Origin of the sequence: Collinsella sp. TF08-11AT (assembly GCF_003437035.1) — a bacterium.
Lineage (GTDB): Bacteria > Actinomycetota > Coriobacteriia > Coriobacteriales > Coriobacteriaceae > Collinsella.
Window position 1 is genome coordinate 56,097 of record NZ_QSRL01000004.1, and the last position, 17,060, is coordinate 73,156.

The following is a 17,060-nucleotide window of genomic DNA, read 5'->3' on the forward strand; positions in this document are numbered from 1 at the left end:
ACCAATCCGCAGCTCGCACACAAGCCGGCACAAATGGCCATCGTCCACGGAATCAGGGGCCGCGGAGGCATCACGTGCTCTCGCTCGGTCGCACTCATACGCAGATGCAATCTTTGATTTTGGCAAGCTTCTTCTCGCCGATTCCCGACACGCGCATCAGATCGTCAACCGAAGCAAAAGCACCGTTCTTTGTCCGCTCATCGATAATCGACTGTGCCATTGAGGGACCGATTCCCGAGAGCGTCTGCAGCTCTGCCGAGCTTGCCGTATTAATGTTTACTAGGCCTGTTGCGCCACCGACGCCTGATGATGCGGAAGTCCCACCATCAACACCGGCTTCCGCAATGGACACCTGCTGCTCCCCTACCGTTGGAACGTGAATTTTTTGTCCATCAGTGACCTTGGATGCACGATTAAGCCCCGTAACGTCTGCTTCGGGCGCCAGCCCGCCGGCGGCATCAATCGCCTGAGCCACCCGCGCCCCGTCTTTGAGGCGATATACACCGGGTGACACCACGGCGCCATCAACATCGACATAGACCTCTGCCGCGGCAGACGCCTTAGGCGAAGAGCCTTCAGATGTCTTTCCACTCGAAGCATCGCCGGATCCCGGCTCCACTAACGTGCCCGAACCATCAGTGCGCTCAAACGACACACCGCCGGCACCGCCGCCAAAGTTCGCCATTGCCAGTCCACTCGCCATCGCAATGACGACCAGTATCGCCATCACCACTGCCTTATGACCGAGCAGTTTGCCCGCCCAGCGGTCCATCTTTTTGACTCGTTCGTGTTGTTCGCGCTGCGCCATAGCAAAACCTCCCAACACCATCGTGTCAGGAAACGAACGCCGCAGCTTCCGCACGTCCACACCGGTTTTCGCGGTCAAACCAAAAGCTGACCAAAACCTTACGAAATAATGTCCATTTATTCAGGCACACGTCAGCAAATGAACACTTAGCCGCAAAATGCCCAGATAGCAAAAGACCGACGATGCAGGCGCATCGTCGGTCTATGCACATATTTACTCGTGATCTTGGTAAATCTCACGCGGAGCAAGCTCAGAATGTTTGCGTTTTAAGGTCTTAGGGGCCTTGTACGTGTTGCTCTCGAAGTCGATGTACTCGGTCTGCTTGAGCAGACGCTCAATCATCTCCTCGTGATCAAACAGTTCCCAGGCCTCATGCACGGCATCGAGTTTAGCGTGCGTCTCGGGACGGCGTGGCATAAACAGCGTGCAGCAGTCGGGAGCGGCCTCAGTCGAGATATCGAACGTACCGATCTCCTCGGCGCGTGCGATGATCTCCTGTTTGTCCGAACCGATGAGAGGACGGAACACGGGAATCTTCACGGCTTCGTTGACGGCCATGATGTTCTCAAGCGTTTGGGAGGCAACCTGCCCAAGCGATTCGCCCGTAACGATGGCCCTGGCACCCTCGATGTGTGCAATGCGCTCAGCAACCGAATACATAATGCGGCGATACATGATCACGCGCAGGTTGCTGGGACAGGTGACCGAAATCTCACGCTGGCAGTCGCCAAACGGCACCACGTACAGGCGGCCGATCTGGACACCCGGCTCAAGCGCACGGATGATGTCCTGCACCAGGTATTCACTCGTGTCGGGCGTCTGCGGACGACCGGAGAAATGCACCGGCACGCACACCGCGCCGCGACGCGCGAGCATCCAGGTCGCCACCGGAGAATCGATACCCGACGACAGAAGCGTCACGACCTTGCCGGCAGAACCCACCGGAAGGCCGCCAACGCCGCGCTCGGAGCGCGCATACACGTAGACACTACCCTGAACCACCAGAACGTGCACCATCGCGTCGGGGTCGTGCATCTGGACCTTTTTATCGGGAAACGCCTCACACAGCACCTCGCCAACCTGTCGATTGATATCGATCGAGGTGAGCTCATAGTCAGTATTGGAGCGCTTGGCGTGCACCTTAAACGAATCGAAGGAACCAAACTCGCGCAGCGCCTTCACAGCGGCGGCGCAGTACTCCTGCGGGTCGCGGTTGGTGTGATACGCCAAAGACACACGGGCAACGCCGGGGACGGTGCGGATGACACGCGCCGCCTCGTCGGCCTGATGCTCGTTAAAGGTCACGAGGATATAACCGGAAATTCGAGACACGGCGTTCACGGAAAAGGCGGCCAAGGCCGCCTTGATGTTATCCATGAGGATATGCTCAAAATGTGCGCGGTTCTTGCCCTTCAGCCCAACCTCGTGATAGTGGACTAGGCAGACGCGAGCCGCCATTTAGGCTTCAGCAACCTTGTGGCCGAGCGCCTTCTCGTAACGAGCCTCGTCGTAAGAGATGTCGCCGTCGACAATCTCGTCCATAGCCATCGAGATGGTATCGGCACCGGAAAGTCCGATGGTGATGTCATCGACATCCTGGACGGCAAGCACGCGGTTGTGCTGGCCACGCAGCATGCTATTGATGTCGCAGGCGCGCTTGGAGGCAAGCGAAGCGAGCAGGAAGCGGTTGTGATCGGTCTTCTCCAGAAGATCGTCAATGCAAGGCTTTACAACGGACACGGACCTCAGATCCTTTCATGCATATCGAGAACGCGAACGAGCTCATCGGTCGCGCGGTCGAGATCGTCATTAACCACGACGTCGTCGTAGCGGTCGGCAAGGGCAAGCTCATCGGCGGCGTTTGCCATACGCAGCTCAATCGTCTCGGGCGTCTCGGTACCGCGACCGACTAGACGCTCGCGGAGTACCTCAAGCGAAGGCGGCTTGATAAAGATCAGCACGGCCTCGGGGAAGCGCTCCTTCACCTGCAGGGCGCCCTGGACATCGATCTCCAAAATCAGAGATGCGCCAGAGGCGAGCTTGGATGTGACCTCGCTCACCAACGTGCCGTAGCAGTTACCGTGGACCTCGGCCCACTCAACAAACTCACCGTTTGCCACGCGGCGGTCGAACTCCTCGCGCGTCAGAAAAAAGTAGTTGACGCCGTCGACCTCACCTTTGCGTGGTGCTCGCGTGGTAGCCGAAACCGTCAGGCCCAGGTTCGAGCGGCGCTCGCGCACACGAGTGACGAGCGTACCCTTGCCTGCGCCTGACGGTCCAGAAATCACAAAGAGCTTGGAATCCTGAGCGCTCACTTATTTGGTCAGCTGCTCGAGGAGCTGCTCGCGCTGACGGACGCCGAGGCCCTGGACGCGACGGGTAGCGGAGATACCGAGCTCCTCCATGATCTTGGCGGCCTTGGCCTTGCCATAACCAGGGAGAGACTCGATGAGGGTGGAAACCTTCATGCGGGAAGCGATGGGGTCATCGGAGTTGAGAACAGACTCGAGGGACTTCTCGCCCTTCTTGATCTGCTCGCGAAGCTCAGCGCGGGCGTGACGTGCGGCAGCAGCCTTCTCAAGAGCCTGCTTGCGCTGCTCATCGGTAAGCTGAGGGAGTGCCATTCGTACCTCCAAATAGTTGGGTTATATCTGATTCAATAATTGGCATTTTAGCACGTAGAACGTACAAAATGCCCAATCGCGGCTCCATAGGTTAGACGATACCCGCAAAAAGTGCAATATACTGCGCCCAAAGTTAAGCCCCTGACCTGCGATTCCACACAAAGGATGGGAAAGTTTACGCAGGCACAGGGGCTATTTTGTGCTAATGAGACCCAAAAGTGGTGACTTAGGGGAATCTTTTAGGAGACGTTTTCGACCAGCTCAGCGACAATAGCGTCAAAGGCGGCAACCGGATCGTCGGCGCCGGTGATGGGACGGCCCACCACAATGTGGCTTGCGCCACGCTCGATAGCCTGGGAAGGCGTCGCCACGCGGGACTGGTCACCAAGAGCGGCACCCACCGGACGCACGCCCGGGGTCACGATCAGCGCGTCGGGACCCAGCAGCTCACGCATGTCGTGAGCCTCCATCGGTGAGCACACGATGCCATCGATGCCAGTGGCTTGAGCAAGCTTTGCCAAGCGGGCGGCCTCCTCGGCCACGGGAGACTCGACGCCGATCTCGCTCAAGGCATCCTGATTCATGCTCGTGAGCACGGTGATGGCGACGAGCTTGGCGCGGTCCTCACGCGCCTCCTCGGCACCCTCGCGGCAGGCAGCGAGCATAGCACCCGAGCCCAGGCCGTGGACCGAAAGCAGGTCGGCACCGGCAAGCGAGGCCGAGCGGGCAGCGCCGCGCACCTGATGCGGAATGTCATGGAACTTAAGGTCGAGGAAGACCTTAAAGCCAAGGTCCTTAAAGGTCTTGACGATCTGGGGACCCTCAGCGTAATAGAGCGTCATGCCGACCTTGAGCCAGGCGGCATGGCCCGAAAGCTCGTGGGCGAGCTCGAGCGCGCGCTCACGGTCGCAGTCGAGGGCGACGATAACACGGTCGCGGGCATCATTCTCTAGCATTCGAAAGCACCCACCAGCTCGTTGATGTCCTTTACGCCCTGGGACTCGGCCCAGGCCTCGAGCTCATGCGCGATCTTAAGCGAAGCGCACGGATCGACGAAGTTGGCCATGCCGACCGACACGCAGGTGGCGCCGGCCAGGATAAACTCAGCCGCATCCTCGCCAGTCATGACACCGCCGACACCGTTGATGGGGATATCGACGGCCTGGGCAACCTCCCAGACCATGCGCACGGCGATGTGGTGGCACAGCGGGCCCGAAAGGCCGCCCTTGGGCTTGGCCACGCGGGACTTGCGGGTATGGACGTCGATGGCCATGCCCTGGATGGAGTTGATGACCGAAAGGCCGTCGGCGCCGGCAGCCTCGAGGGCCTTGGCGATCTCGGCGACGTTGACCGGCGCCATCTTCACGAACAGCGGCTTATCGGTCACCTTGCGGCAAGCAGCCATAACGGAAGAGGCGCCCTCGGGCGTGGAGCCCATGGCGGCACCGCCGGCGGCGATATTAGGGCAGCTCACGTTGATCTCGTAGCCGGCAGCCCAGGGGCACAGCTCGACATACATCTCGAGTGCGCGGACAAACTCGTCAACGGAGTGCCCGGCAACCTGGCAAATGACCTGGCAACCGTCCTTGGACAGCTGCTCGAGCCACGGGCCGGACTCACGGGCAAAGGCGGCGACACCGGGGTTCTGCAGTCCCACGGAGTTGATCATACCGCCAGGAATCTCGGCCATGCGAGGCGCAGGGTTGCCCGGCCAGGACTCGGCGGCACAGCCCTTGGTGGTAATGGCGCCCAGCTGGGAAACATCGAAGAAATTCTGGAACTGCCAACCGTAGCCGAAGGTACCGGCTGCGGTGTTGATGGGGTTCTGCATCTTGACGCCGCCGAAATCGACGGCCATGTTCACGGTACCCACTAGAAGACCACCACCTTGGAGGCATCGAACACGGGGCCGCACATGCAGGCGCCCTTCATACCGTCGACCGTCTCGACATTGCAGGTGTTGCAGGCGCCAAAGCCGCAGCTCATCATGCGCTCGAGCGACACCTCGCAGTACACACCGGCCTCAGCGGCAGCGGCGGCGACTTTCTTCATCATGACGGCGGGGCCGCAGCTGGCCACGTAGTCGTAGCCGCCCTCTCCAAGCAGCTCGGCTGCCGGATCGGTGCAAAAACCGTGCGTGCCGAGCGAACCGTCGTCGGTGCACACGTTAACCGTGGCGCCCAGCGCACGGAACTCATCGACACCCACGACTTTGGAAGCGGTGCCAAAGCCCAGGCACACGTCCACATCAACACCCTGCTCGGCAAGCATGCCGGCAAGACACAGCACAGGCGGAACGCCGATGCCACCGGCGACGAGCAGTGCCTTCCTGGTGCCCTCGGGTACCATCCAGCCACGGCCACCGGGGCCCAACAGGTTAGAGGTGGAGCCAGGGCCCATCTGAGACAAACGGCGGGTATCGTCGCCCACGACGGCGTACCACAGCTCGACGGTGCCGGCCTCGGCGTCGGCGCGATAGAAGCTCAGGGGCACGCGAAGCAGCGAGGAGGCATCGCCGGGCACGGCAATGTTCACAAACTGACCGGGCTTGAGCGCACTTGCAAGCTTGGGGGCCGAGATTACGAGCGAGAAGATGCCGTCGGCGATCTCCCGGTTCGAGACGACCTCGAAGTCGTGCATGCGTGCAGTGGAAGGTGTGGGCATAGACGCTCCAATCCCCCATGCGGTTGCATGGTCTAAACGAACAGAAAGCGCGGCACCGCAAGGGCGCCGCGCACAAAAGCGATAAGGCTATGCTAGCAGATGCAGCCGTCGGCGAGCGTCTGCTTGCCACCGACAAATACATCGGTGGCACGACCGGTGAGCGTGCGGCCGGCAAAACCGGAGTTCTCGGCGCGCGACTCGTAACCGTCCTCGCCAACCGTCCAGGTTGCGGAGGGGTCGAACACGGTCAGGTCGGCGACAGAGCCCGCCTTGACCTGAACCTGATCGAGGCCCAGAATCTCACGCGGCTTGATGGCCATGAGCTCGACCATGCGGCTCACGCTCATCTTGCCCGTGTTGACCAGCTCAGTGAGCACGAGCGACAGCGAAGTCTCGAGGCCAATCATTCCAAAGGGCGCGAGCTCGAACTCGCGGGCCTTCTCCCACGGGGTGTGGGGAGCGTGGTCGGTAACGATAGCGTCGACGGTACCGTCGATGACACCCTGACGGATGGCCTCGGCATCCTCGTCGGTGCGCAGCGGCGGATTGACCTTGAGCGAGGTGTTGTAGGTCTCGTCCAGGTCGTTCTCGGTCAGGAACATGTGGTGCGGGGTGGCCTCGCAGGTCACCTGGACACCGGCAGCCTTACCGGCACGCACGAGCTCCAGGCCATGAGCGGTGGAGATGTGCTGGATGTGCAGCTTGGCACCGGTCAGCTTGGCAATCTCGATGTCGCGGGCAATCTGAAGCTCCTCGCCGGCGGCCGGCCAACCCTCGAGGGCCAGACGGGTCGAGACCTTGCCCTCGTTGATCTGGCCGTGGCCGACCAGATCCTCGTCCTGGCAGTGGCTCATAAAGACCTTGCCGAACATCTTGCCGTAGTCCATGCAGCGACGGAGCATGCCCGCACCCTGCACGCCGCGACCGTCATCGGTGAAGGCGACGGCGCCGTGGGTGACCATATCGCCCATCTCGGACATAGCCTCGCCCTTAAGGCCGCGAGTCATAGCACCAGAAGGATAGACGCGGCAGTGGCCGACCTCGGCAGCGCGGGACTTGACGAACTCAACGACGGTTCCGTTATCGGTAACGGGGTCGGTGTTGGGCATGGCGCACACGCCGGTGAAGCCGCCCTTGGCAGCAGCGCGGGTGCCGCTCTCGATGTCCTCTTTGACCTCGTAGCCAGGCTCGCGAAGGTGAACGTGCATATCCACCAGGCCGGGGACGAGGTACTTGCCGGAAAGGTCGCGGACCTCGGCTCCCTCGACGGCGAGATTCTCGCCGACCTCGGCGATCTTGTCACCGTCGATCAGGACGTCGACGACACCGTCAAGCTCGACGGACGGATCGACGACGTGGGCATTCTTAAGAAGCAAGGCCATTATCGGCACCTCCAAGCAGCAGATACAGGATAGCCATACGCACGCAGATACCGGCGTAGACCTGCTCCAGGATGACGGAGCGTTGCGGGTGGTCGGCCATATAGGAGTCGAACTCAACGCCGCGGTTGATGGGGCCCGGGTGGCAGATAATCGCATCGGGCTTCATGAGCTTCTCGCGGTCCTTGGTCAGACCGAAAAGCTTGTGGTACTCGCGAATCGTGGGGAACGGTGCGCCCTCGAGGCGCTCCTGCTGCACGCGCAACATGTAGACGACGTCCAGCTCGGGCAGGACGGAATCGAGGTCGCTCGTCACGTGGTCGCAGCCCAGGACCTCGGGCGCCGGCGGCAGCAGCGTGCCGGGGGCGACGGCGTAGGTCTCGCAGCCCATGATCTTAAGTGCGGGGATCAGCGAGCCGCACACGCGGGAGTGCGCGATATCGCCGACGACGGCGACCTTCAGACCGTGGAAGTCACCCTTGTGCTCCCAGATGGTGTACAGGTCGAGCAGGGCCTGCGTGGGGTGGTTGTGCTTGCCGTCGCCGGCGCAGATGACGCTCGCGGGCGAGTTCTGCGTGACGATGTAGGGAGCACCGGCGTGCTTATCGCGAACGACGATGCAATCAATCTTGTAGGCGTTGAGGGTCTCGACGGTGTCGACGAGGCTCTCGCCCTTGACCGTGGAGGTCGAGGAGCCGCCAAAGTTGAGGCTGTCGGCCGAAAGGCGCTTCTCGGCGAGCTCGAAGGAGCTGCGGGTGCGCGTCGAGGGCTCGTTGAACATGTTGACGATGGTCTTGCCCTTGAGCGTGGGGACCTTCTTGATCGCACGCTCGTTGACCTCAGAGAACGCCTTGGCGGTCTCGAGGATGAGCTTGATGTCCTCTTCGGAGTACTCGGTAATGTCGATCAGGTGCTTATGGTTGAACGCCACGGTACTACTCACCTCCCAGCGGCGCGGAGCCCACGTGGGAACCCGGCGCGACGTCGTTAATCTCGACGGCGGTGTGGCCGTCGACTTCCTTCATATATAGGTGCACGTTCTCCTCATGCGACGAGGGAACGTTCTTGCCGACAAAGTCCGGCGAGATGGGGAGCTCACGGTGACCGCGGTCAACGAGAACTGCCAGCTCGATGCGGCTCGGACGGCCCAGGTCCATGACGGCATCCAGAGCGGCGCGGATAGTACGGCCCGTATACAGGATGTCGTCCACCAGCACGACGCGCTTGCCGTCGACGCTGAAGGGAATGTTGGTAGCGTGGATCGCGGGAGCGAAATTGGTCGCATAGTCATCGCGGTAGAAGCTGATGTCCAGGCTGCCGAGCGGAACGTCGACGCCCTCGATCTCCTTGATCTCCTCGGCGAGCTTCTTTGCCAGAAGGTCGCCGCGCGTGACGATGCCGACCAGAGCGAGGTCTTCACAGCCCTCGTTGCGCTCGAGAATCTCGTGCGCGATGCGGGTCATCGCTCGATTGACGGCGGTCTCGTCCATGATGACCGCCTTGGGGGAAGTCGTGCCCATCGATCTCCTTCCTCACATGTCTTGACTGCTGACACAGTCAAAAAAATAGATGCCCGACCGCTTAAAGCGGACCAGACACCCACAGGAAGGGCTGCTCTTTGGCAGCTATGTAATTCCATGTGGGTATCTCGTACCCCTTTAATGGTCAAGGGATAGTGTAGCCAACCTCGAGCTTAATTGCGAGCATAAATACAGAACAATCCGTAAACGGGCGCAGGCGCTCCATAAACCTATATATATTTGTGGGACGAGCTTGAAAACACACGCACGAGCTGGCATAATCCCCTCTGCTGCACGCAAATCGGATCTACGTCCAGGGCCGTAGCGTGGGCACTATCGCCAAAAGAGGAATATCTCTGTGTAGATTGCGCACAGGGAGCGACTTCTGTGCTATAGTTCAGGCTTGTTTGTTAACGCGACATGTTCGTTTGTCGCCCAAGGAGGGTCAGTTATGTCCAAAGTTTGCGAAGTTTGCGGTAAGCACCCCGTTGCCGGTCGCTCCATCAGCCACTCTCACCGCGTCACCAACCGTAAGTTCCGCCCCAACATCCAGCGCGTCTACGTCGTCGTCGATGGTCACCGTCGCAAGATGAACGTTTGCTCCACCTGCCTCAAGTCCGGCAAGGTTGCGCGCTCCTAAATAAGGTCTTACCAACAAGTACCTCGGACTCTCCGGGTCAAAGACCTCGCGTTCATATAGAACTATAAGAAACCGCTTTCTTTTGAGAAGGCGGTTTCTTTTCTATCTATCCAGGAATGCAAAACCAGAGTGAAAATGAACTGCGTCCCAAATCTTGGACGCCCTAAATAGCGACTAGGCCGCGAGGGCCTGATTCCGGAACTCCTCCGGGGTCAGGCCCTTCAATCTTACCTGCCTCCGGCTCGTGTTCCAGTGGACTATGTATTCCTCCGGGTCGCGTTTGAAATCCTCGAACGTCTTCCACTCGCGGCCCCGGTAGAACTCGTCCTTGACGTGGCCGAAGAGCTGCTCGGTGGCGGCGTTGTCGATGCAGTTCGCCTTCCTGGACATGCTCTGGACGATGCCAGCGGCCTCGAGCCTGGATGTGTACGAGGCGTGCTGGTACTGCCAGCCCCGGTCCGAGTGCATGGTCGGGGCGGTGCCCTCGGGGATCTTGGGCAGCAGCTCGTCGAGCATCCTCACCTGCTGGGCCATGTCGGGCGTGGTCGATATGTCGCTCACCACGATCTCCTTGGTGCAGAAGTCCAGCGTCGGGGCCCAGTAGGCCTTGCCGCCCGCCACCTTGAACTCGGTGACGTCCGTTCCCAGCTTCCGCCACGGGGCCCCGGCGTCGAAATCCCTCGCGATCACGTTCTCGAACGTCCTGCCGACGACGCCCCTGTACGAGTTGTACCTGTGGTAGGCCGTCTCGCGTCTGATGCCGCAGCGGATCCCCATCTCGCGCATCATCTTGAGCACGGTCTTGTCGGCTATCACGGCCCCCTCTTCCGCCCTGAGGCACATCGCTATCTGCCGGTGCCCGCAGCCGTTGGCGGTGCGCGAGAAGATCTCGGCGGCCACCGGCGGCCTTCTGCTCGTATGTGCACCTGCCCCGCTTTCCGTCCATGCGCAGCAGCACCTCGCTCCCGAACGCGCGGTATATCTCCTGCCAACTTCTCAAGGCTTCCGCGGGAAGCGAAAGGGCAATCGCGGCGGATTTATACCCGTGCCCGAGCTCGAAGAGCCCTATGGCCGCCTTCCTGGCCTCGACATCATGCTTCACTCTCAAGTCAACGCGCATAAAGAAAGCCTCCCATTTCTCATGTCCAAGAAATGGGAGGCAGTTCATTTAAAGCCATGGCTGGCCATTATTTATTTATCGCTCCGCCTCTTCTTGCGGTTGTATTCGAGCAGCAAGCCCAAAGAAGTCAAAGCAGATCCGACAACTGCCAGCGGAAGAACCGGCAGCAGTCTCTCCCCTGTCGAAGCCAGAGCACCCGGCTCGGTGGCCTTGGTCTGGGAGGCGGGGTCGGCCTTGGTCTCGCCGCCGTTCTCGTCGAAGGTCACGGTGACGTCGCGGGGCACCCACTTCCACTGGGCGTAGACGGTCGTGGACCTGGAGACCTCGGTCTTGTCGGTGAACTGATCGCCCGAGCCGTCCCTCTCGGTGCTCCAGCCGTCGAACGCCCAGCCCTTGCGGGTCGGGGCGGTCTTGGGCAGCGCGAAGGTGAACGAGGTCTTGCCCGGCTCGGTGGCCTTGGTCTGGGAGGCGGGGTCGGCCTTGGTCTCGCCGCCGTTCTCGTCGAAGGTCACGGTGACGTCGCGGGGCACCCACTTCCACTGGGCGTAGACGGTCGTGGACCTGGAGACCTCGGTCTTGTCGGTGAACTGATCGCCCGAGCCGTCCCTCTCGGTGCTCCAGCCGTCGAACGCCCAGCCCTTGCGGGTCGGGGCGGTCTTGGGCAGCGCGAAGGTGTAACTATTCTTACCTTTTATTTTTTCCTGAGTTTTAACCAGAGGGTAGGCTGGATCGTCGGCGCCGTTGGCGTCAAAAGTTAAATCAATCTTTGCAGCAACTTGCCACATGAAGTTGTTCTTATTTCCGGCCGCGTCATTCGTTCGCTTAAGATACATTCCCTCGTTCAGAGCATCGGAATTGCCCAAAACAAAAGTGCCTTGAGCAGGCGTATCTTTAGCGCCAGCCTTCCCCAAAACATAGTTGTCACCGATTGTCGGCTTTTTAAGAATCTCCCAGTCAGAGGCATCCACGGTGTTAACCGTCGTGACACCCGAAGCAACTCCGCGAATATCAAGCGGAATAGATCCGACATTATAGTTTTTGCCCTCAGAAACTATCGGAAGTCTCACCTCAGCGGAAACACCGTCATATGAACCCTGGATGATTACCGGCTTCAGCAGAGCCATCAATCCAGAATTCGAGGCATCCTTTACGACGGACATCGATCCATGGTTAACGAATTGACCTCCCTGCCCAACGGTCAGGGAGCCAGCCACAGTCAAATCTGGATTCCCGCTATCGGCGCGGTCATACAGCTGTTCCCACGAACCATTGATCACGGCGTTGCCCTCAAGCGTGACTGCATCTTTATCATCCGTTACCAGCGAACTGTCCTTTTCAACAGTAAGGTCCATCGTCAGCCAAAGTCCATTAAGAGTGACCCGTGAGCCATTCTTAACGTAAACATTTGTTGCTGACTGCACAAAGGGGATTGTTGCCGAACAATTATTAAAGTTGACGGTGGGAGCATTTAAAGGCGCCGAGTCATAATTTGTCGTCGAAAGAATCCCAGTTCTGACTTTCGGACTACCTGAAACAGTTATTTCGGAGCCTTCATTAGCTAATGTCGCCTCCGTGAGCCTGATTATGTTCACATCGCCACCGTCGACGAGAACCTTGCATGCGCCCCCTGCCGTACTAGAACTTAGCGCGAGAATATCCCCCTCGTCATAGTCAGGATCACCGTAAAGACTATTCTTTAGTTCAGCATTGATCGTGTTGATAGTTACCGTGCCGCTGACAGAAGAATCTTCGCTTGCACCATAAATATCTTGTAAATGAGAGCCTTGAACATTAATGGTGATGTCTCCGCCTACCCTGCCCATAATGGCACCATTAATATTGGGAAGATCGTAGCTATCTGGAACTGTACCTTTATCCCAGCCCCAAACATTTTCAAAAGTGTCGATGGTAACACTACCCTTAATAATGTAATGCTCCGTCTGCCCAGGCATTGCCGCAAAAAGATTGTCAGCTCCCGTAATGCCCCAGTTGCCACCCAAACGCAAGATACGATCGCTATTTGCATAGCTCTCGGATCCAGCGATGATATGTAAATTCCCATCAATTATCGACTCGCTGGCATCGCCCTCAGTACCGCATATTTCATTTGTTTCACCCGAGCGAACATCAAGCGTCACGTTGCCGCGCATCTCGCAACCGTAAGTGCCTTCGATAGCAGGAGAAACTTCGCAGTTGGCATTGTCGTAAACAAGCGTGGCGTTACCACCCACATAAACAGAAGGACAGCCGTTTCCATCGCCGCTCGACCCATCGCCGCGCATGCAACCGGGATTAACGTGATTACCGCTAGTCATACCAAGGTCACCGCTGATCTCAAGATAGGTGTCATGCTCGACGGACCCTTGATATGAACCACCAATGACGTCATGAAGGCCAGCGCTATTACCAGGATTGATATATCCAGACGCAGCTATCACCACATGTGTGTGGTCGACAGTCGACTTATAGCCACCGCCATAAAGTGTTTCAGAGAGCTTGAGCTCGCAGTTACGAGTGAACACGGTATCGAAACCATTGCAATAGAATTTTCCTGAACCAACCACTTCGACGTTGTCAAAAGTACAAGATCCGGAAAGAATGGCACGGTTGGAGAAGTGCAAGGTTGCGCGATTATTACCGTCACTCGTCACGGTAATCTTCTTGTTAGCAACGCCGAAAGTCGAAACGTAATCTTTGGTCGGCACCACAAAAGACGAGCCGCCTTTTAGGACAAGTCTGATCTCTGATAAATTATCAGAGGCAATTTTATTCAGCGCATCCTCAAATGTTGATTGATCATTGACTTGAAAAACACCAGATTCTGCTGCATCAGAATTCGATTCATCAGATGTTTCATTCACATTCACATCGTTTGACTGCTTATCCGAGACATCAGATTCAGGTTTTTGATCATCACTTGAATCCGTCTTATCGTTAGACGAAGCCTCATCCGCCCCCCCCCCCCCCGACACAGAGGTACTATCAGCAGATTCATTAGACAGATTCTCCGAAGTCGTGTTTTGTTGAGGGTCAATATTCACTATTTCATCAGCAAATACGCCCGTAGGGATCGTATTAAACACGAACAAAAAAGAGACGAGCCAAACGAGAGCTCGCCTACAGCGTGGCAATCTCACAAACCGCCCCTTCTACTCATCTGACATGAACCGGTAAACGGCGACAAAATACCCAGAGACAAAGGCATATATTTCACTCTTACTGAATGTGCCGTCTGGCACATTATTTTTAGTTTAATACCAGTGTTTTGTCTGACAAGAGAACGCGTTTATTGCCATGAAATAGAAACGACCAAAAAATTGTGTCACGACCAGCCAGAATTGATCGATGTGCATTAATTTCCCAAGACCTAATGAACAAACAATGAACAAACTCCAGACCATAGCCATGGGGAAACTAGCAATTCGCCCGGAGAAGACGTTCGGCTATTAGTTAAATGGTTAAAACGTTTCATTTAATTGAAGCGTTTTAGTTTGTCTTTTACGGGAATCTGACCGTTCACCGATTTATTTCTTGCTATCATGCATCTTGTAGGGTAAATCTCCGATCGCAAGGAGACACAAATGGTGAAAAAGTCACCGGAAAACACTACTCCCGCAATTGTGGACAACGTAGAGGCGCTTGAGGCTAAGCTCGCTCAGATGCGAGAGGCCCAGGCGCTTTTTGCTACGTACACGCAGGAGCAGGTCGACAAGATCTTCTATGAGGCCGCCATGGCCGCCAACAAGGCTCGTATCCCGTTGGCGAAGATGGCCATCGAGGAGACCGGCCGCGGCGTTCTTGAGGACAAGGTCATCAAGAACCACTACGCCGCAGAGTACATCTACAACGCTTACAAGAACACCAAGACCTGTGGTGTCCTGGAGCGCGACGAGGCTTACGGCATCACCAAGATCGCCGAGCCCATCGGCATCGTGGGCGCCGTCATCCCGACGACCAACCCCACCTCCACTGCGATCTTCAAGACGCTGATCAGCCTGAAGACCCGCAACGCCATCATCATCTCCCCGCACCCGGCAGCCGCCAAGTGCACCATCGCCGCCGCCAAGCTCGTGCTTGACGCCGCCGTCAAGGCCGGCGCCCCCGAGGGCATCATCGGCTGGGTCGATGTCCCCTCCATCGAGCTGACCAACATGGTCATGCGCGACGTCGACATCATCCTCGCCACCGGTGGCCCGGGCATGGTCAAGGCCGCTTACTCCTCGGGCAAGCCCGCCCTGGGCGTTGGCGCCGGTAACACCCCGGTCGTCATCGACGACACCGCCGACGTGCTGCTCGCCGTCAACTCCATCATCCACTCCAAGACCTTCGACAACGGCATGATCTGCGCTTCCGAGCAGTCCGTGACCGTCATCGACACCATCTATGACCAGGTCAAGGCCGAGTTCCAAAAGCGCGGCTGCTACTTCGTCAAGCAGGGTGCCGAGATGGAGGCCCTGCGTGCCGCCATGTTCAAGAACGGCGCCCTCGATCACCGCATCCCCGGCATGGCTGCCGCCAAGATCGCCGAGCTCGCCGGCATCGAGGTTCCCGCCAAGACCAAGATCTTGATCGCCGAGGTCACCTCCACCGACCCCGCAAAGGAGGAGTTCTCCCACGAGAAGCTCTCCCCGGTCCTGGCCATGTACCACGCCAAGGACTTCCAGGAGGCCGTCGACAAGGCCGAGCACCTGGTGCTCGCCGGTGGCCCGGGCCACACCGCCTCTCTGTACGTGCACCCCGCCCAGGCCGAGAAGATCAGCCTGTTCGAGCACGTCATGAAGGCCTGCCGTATCGTCATCAACACCCCGTCCTCGCACGGCGGCATCGGTGACCTGTACAACTTTGGCATGAAGCCGTCTCTGACCCTGGGCTGCGGCTCCTGGGGCGGCAACTCCGTCTCCGAGAACGTTGGGGTGAAGCACTTGATCAACGTTAAGACTGTGGCCGAGCGCCGTGAGAACATGCTGTGGTTCCGCGCTCCCGAGAAGGTCTACTTCAAGAAGGGTTCCACGCCCGTCGCCCTCGACGAGCTCGGTACCGTCATGGGCAAGAAGCGCGCCTTCATCGTCACCGACCAGTTCCTCTTCAAGAATGGCAACACCCGCGCAATCGAGGCCAAGCTCGACGAGATGGGCATCGCCCACGACTGCTTCTACGACGTCGAGCCCGATCCGTCGCTGCAGTGCGCACGTCGTGGTGCCAAGCAGATGGCTCTCTTTGAGCCGGACGTCATCATCGCCGTCGGCGGTGGCTCCGCTATGGACGCCGGCAAGATCATGTGGATGATGTACGAGCACCCCGAGTGCAAGTTTGAGGACATGGCCATGGACTTCATGGACATCCGCAAGCGTATCTTCACCTTCCCCGAGATGGGCAAGAAGGCCTACTTCGTTGCCGTCCCGACCTCCTCGGGTACCGGCTCCGAGTGCACGCCGTTCGCCATCATCACGGACAAGGAGACCGGCATCAAGTGGCCGCTCGCCGACTACGCGCTGCTCCCCAACATGGCTATCGTCGACGCCGACAACTGCATGACCGCCCCGCGCGGCCTGACCGCTGCCTCCGGCATCGACGTCATGACCCACGCCATCGAGTCCTACGTCTCCATTATGGCTTCCGACTACACCAAGGGCCTCTCCGAGCGCGCTGCCAAGCTCGTCTTTGAGAACCTGCCCTCCAGCTTCACGAACGGCGCCAAGGACCCGCACGCCCGCGAGGAGATGCACAACGCCTCCTGCATGGCCGGTATGGCCTTCGCCAACGCCTTCCTGGGCCTCAACCACTCCATGGCCCACAAGCTCGGCGCCTTCCATCACCTGCCCCACGGCCTCGCCAACGCCGTCATCCTGACACGCGTCATGCGCTACAACGCCGCCGAGGCTCCCGTCAAGATGGGTACCTTCTCCCAGTATCCTTATCCCAACGCGCTGCACAACTACGCCGAGATGGCCAAGTACTGCGGCATCGAGGGCAAGGACGACAAGGAGGTCTTCGAGAACTTCATCACGAAGCTCGAGGAGCTCAAGGACTTCATCGGCGTCAAGAAGACCATCGCCGACTACGGTGTTGACGAGCAGTACTTCCTCGACACCCTCGACGAGATGACCGAGCAGGCATTCAACGACCAGTGCACCGGCGCTAACCCGCGCTACCCGCTCATGAGCGAGATCAAGGAGCTCTACCTGGACGCCTACTACGGCCGCGAGCCTCAGGACTACGCCGTCTGCTAGTTTTAGCACGGTTTTTAACGGCGGGGGTGCACGGGTGTTTCACACACCCCCGCCGTCGCTTCTATCGCATCGTTG

The 17,060-nt window shown here is 58.7% G+C and carries 15 protein-coding genes; 2 read left to right on the forward strand and 13 right to left on the reverse strand.

The features are described 5' to 3' along the window. Window positions 1–94 precede the first annotated feature (94 nt). The 11 genes from DXC79_RS04090 to pyrR all read right to left on the reverse strand — a co-directional run bounded on the left by DXC79_RS04090 (window position 95) and on the right by pyrR (window position 8,995). Window positions 95–808 carry a helix-hairpin-helix domain-containing protein gene (locus DXC79_RS04090; protein WP_158550964.1) on the reverse strand — a complete coding sequence of 238 codons (714 nt, stop codon included), beginning with the start codon at window positions 806–808 and terminating at the stop codon, window positions 95–97. Window positions 809–1,021: 213 nt separating this feature from the next. Beyond that, a complete protein-coding gene (gene thiI / locus DXC79_RS04095; RefSeq protein ID WP_117635259.1) occupies window positions 1,022–2,266 on the reverse strand; it encodes a tRNA uracil 4-sulfurtransferase ThiI in 1,245 nt (414 codons plus the stop codon). Next, window positions 2,267–2,548: a DNA-directed RNA polymerase subunit omega gene (locus DXC79_RS04100; RefSeq protein WP_035138532.1), complete on the reverse strand. Its 282-nt coding sequence runs from the start codon at window positions 2,546–2,548 to the stop codon at window positions 2,267–2,269. It lies immediately after the preceding gene. Between the two features lie 5 nt (window positions 2,549–2,553). Further along, a complete protein-coding gene (gene gmk / locus DXC79_RS04105) occupies window positions 2,554–3,123 on the reverse strand; it encodes a guanylate kinase (protein ID WP_006236131.1) in 570 nt (189 codons plus the stop codon). Continuing rightward, window positions 3,124–3,432 (reverse strand): integration host factor, actinobacterial type, encoded by a 309-nt coding sequence (mihF, locus tag DXC79_RS04110; protein ID WP_006236130.1) that lies wholly within the window; start codon window positions 3,430–3,432, stop codon window positions 3,124–3,126. A gap of 239 nt (window positions 3,433–3,671) precedes the next feature. Next, window positions 3,672–4,388 (reverse strand): orotidine-5'-phosphate decarboxylase, encoded by a 717-nt coding sequence (gene pyrF / locus DXC79_RS04115; protein ID WP_117635260.1) that lies wholly within the window; start codon window positions 4,386–4,388, stop codon window positions 3,672–3,674. Continuing rightward, window positions 4,382–5,290 carry a dihydroorotate dehydrogenase gene (locus tag DXC79_RS04120; RefSeq protein ID WP_199408643.1) on the reverse strand — a complete coding sequence of 303 codons (909 nt, stop codon included), beginning with the start codon at window positions 5,288–5,290 and terminating at the stop codon, window positions 4,382–4,384. The genes pyrF and DXC79_RS04120 overlap by 7 nt, the downstream gene beginning before the upstream one ends. Window positions 5,291–5,304: 14 nt before the next feature. Next, window positions 5,305–6,072, reverse strand: coding sequence for a dihydroorotate dehydrogenase electron transfer subunit (locus DXC79_RS04125; RefSeq protein ID WP_117564270.1), 768 nt, complete (start codon window positions 6,070–6,072; stop codon window positions 5,305–5,307). A gap of 116 nt (window positions 6,073–6,188) precedes the next feature. Then, window positions 6,189–7,478, reverse strand: coding sequence for a dihydroorotase (locus tag DXC79_RS04130; protein ID WP_117635262.1), 1,290 nt, complete (start codon window positions 7,476–7,478; stop codon window positions 6,189–6,191). Next, complete coding sequence (locus DXC79_RS04135) at window positions 7,462–8,406, reverse strand: aspartate carbamoyltransferase catalytic subunit (protein WP_035138537.1); 945 nt, start codon at window positions 8,404–8,406, stop codon at window positions 7,462–7,464. Before DXC79_RS04135 ends, DXC79_RS04130 begins: the two co-directional genes overlap by 17 nt. Before the next feature lie 4 nt (window positions 8,407–8,410). Then, window positions 8,411–8,995: a bifunctional pyr operon transcriptional regulator/uracil phosphoribosyltransferase PyrR gene (gene pyrR / locus DXC79_RS04140; protein WP_006236123.1), complete on the reverse strand. Its 585-nt coding sequence runs from the start codon at window positions 8,993–8,995 to the stop codon at window positions 8,411–8,413. Window positions 8,996–9,446: 451 nt separating this feature from the next. On the opposite strand from pyrR, the gene rpmB reads away from it, so the two are divergent. Next, complete coding sequence (gene rpmB, locus DXC79_RS04145; RefSeq protein ID WP_022094725.1) at window positions 9,447–9,635, forward strand: 50S ribosomal protein L28; 189 nt, start codon at window positions 9,447–9,449, stop codon at window positions 9,633–9,635. Window positions 9,636–9,809: 174 nt separating this feature from the next. Here the strand turns inward: rpmB and DXC79_RS04150 are convergent, their stop codons facing one another. Next, on the reverse strand, window positions 9,810–10,535 hold the full coding sequence (locus DXC79_RS04150) for an IS3 family transposase (RefSeq protein WP_199408640.1): 726 nt from the start codon (window positions 10,533–10,535) through the stop codon (window positions 9,810–9,812). 291 nt (window positions 10,536–10,826) lie between these two features. Continuing rightward, the gene (locus DXC79_RS04155; RefSeq protein WP_117635263.1) at window positions 10,827–13,892 is read right to left on the reverse strand and encodes an InlB B-repeat-containing protein; all 3,066 of its coding nucleotides are present in this window, start codon (window positions 13,890–13,892) and stop codon (window positions 10,827–10,829) included. A gap of 444 nt (window positions 13,893–14,336) precedes the next feature. Between DXC79_RS04155 and adhE the strand changes: the two genes are divergently transcribed. After that, a complete protein-coding gene (adhE, locus tag DXC79_RS04160) occupies window positions 14,337–16,985 on the forward strand; it encodes a bifunctional acetaldehyde-CoA/alcohol dehydrogenase (RefSeq protein ID WP_055250041.1) in 2,649 nt (882 codons plus the stop codon). The last annotated feature ends 75 nt before the right edge of the window (window positions 16,986–17,060 follow it).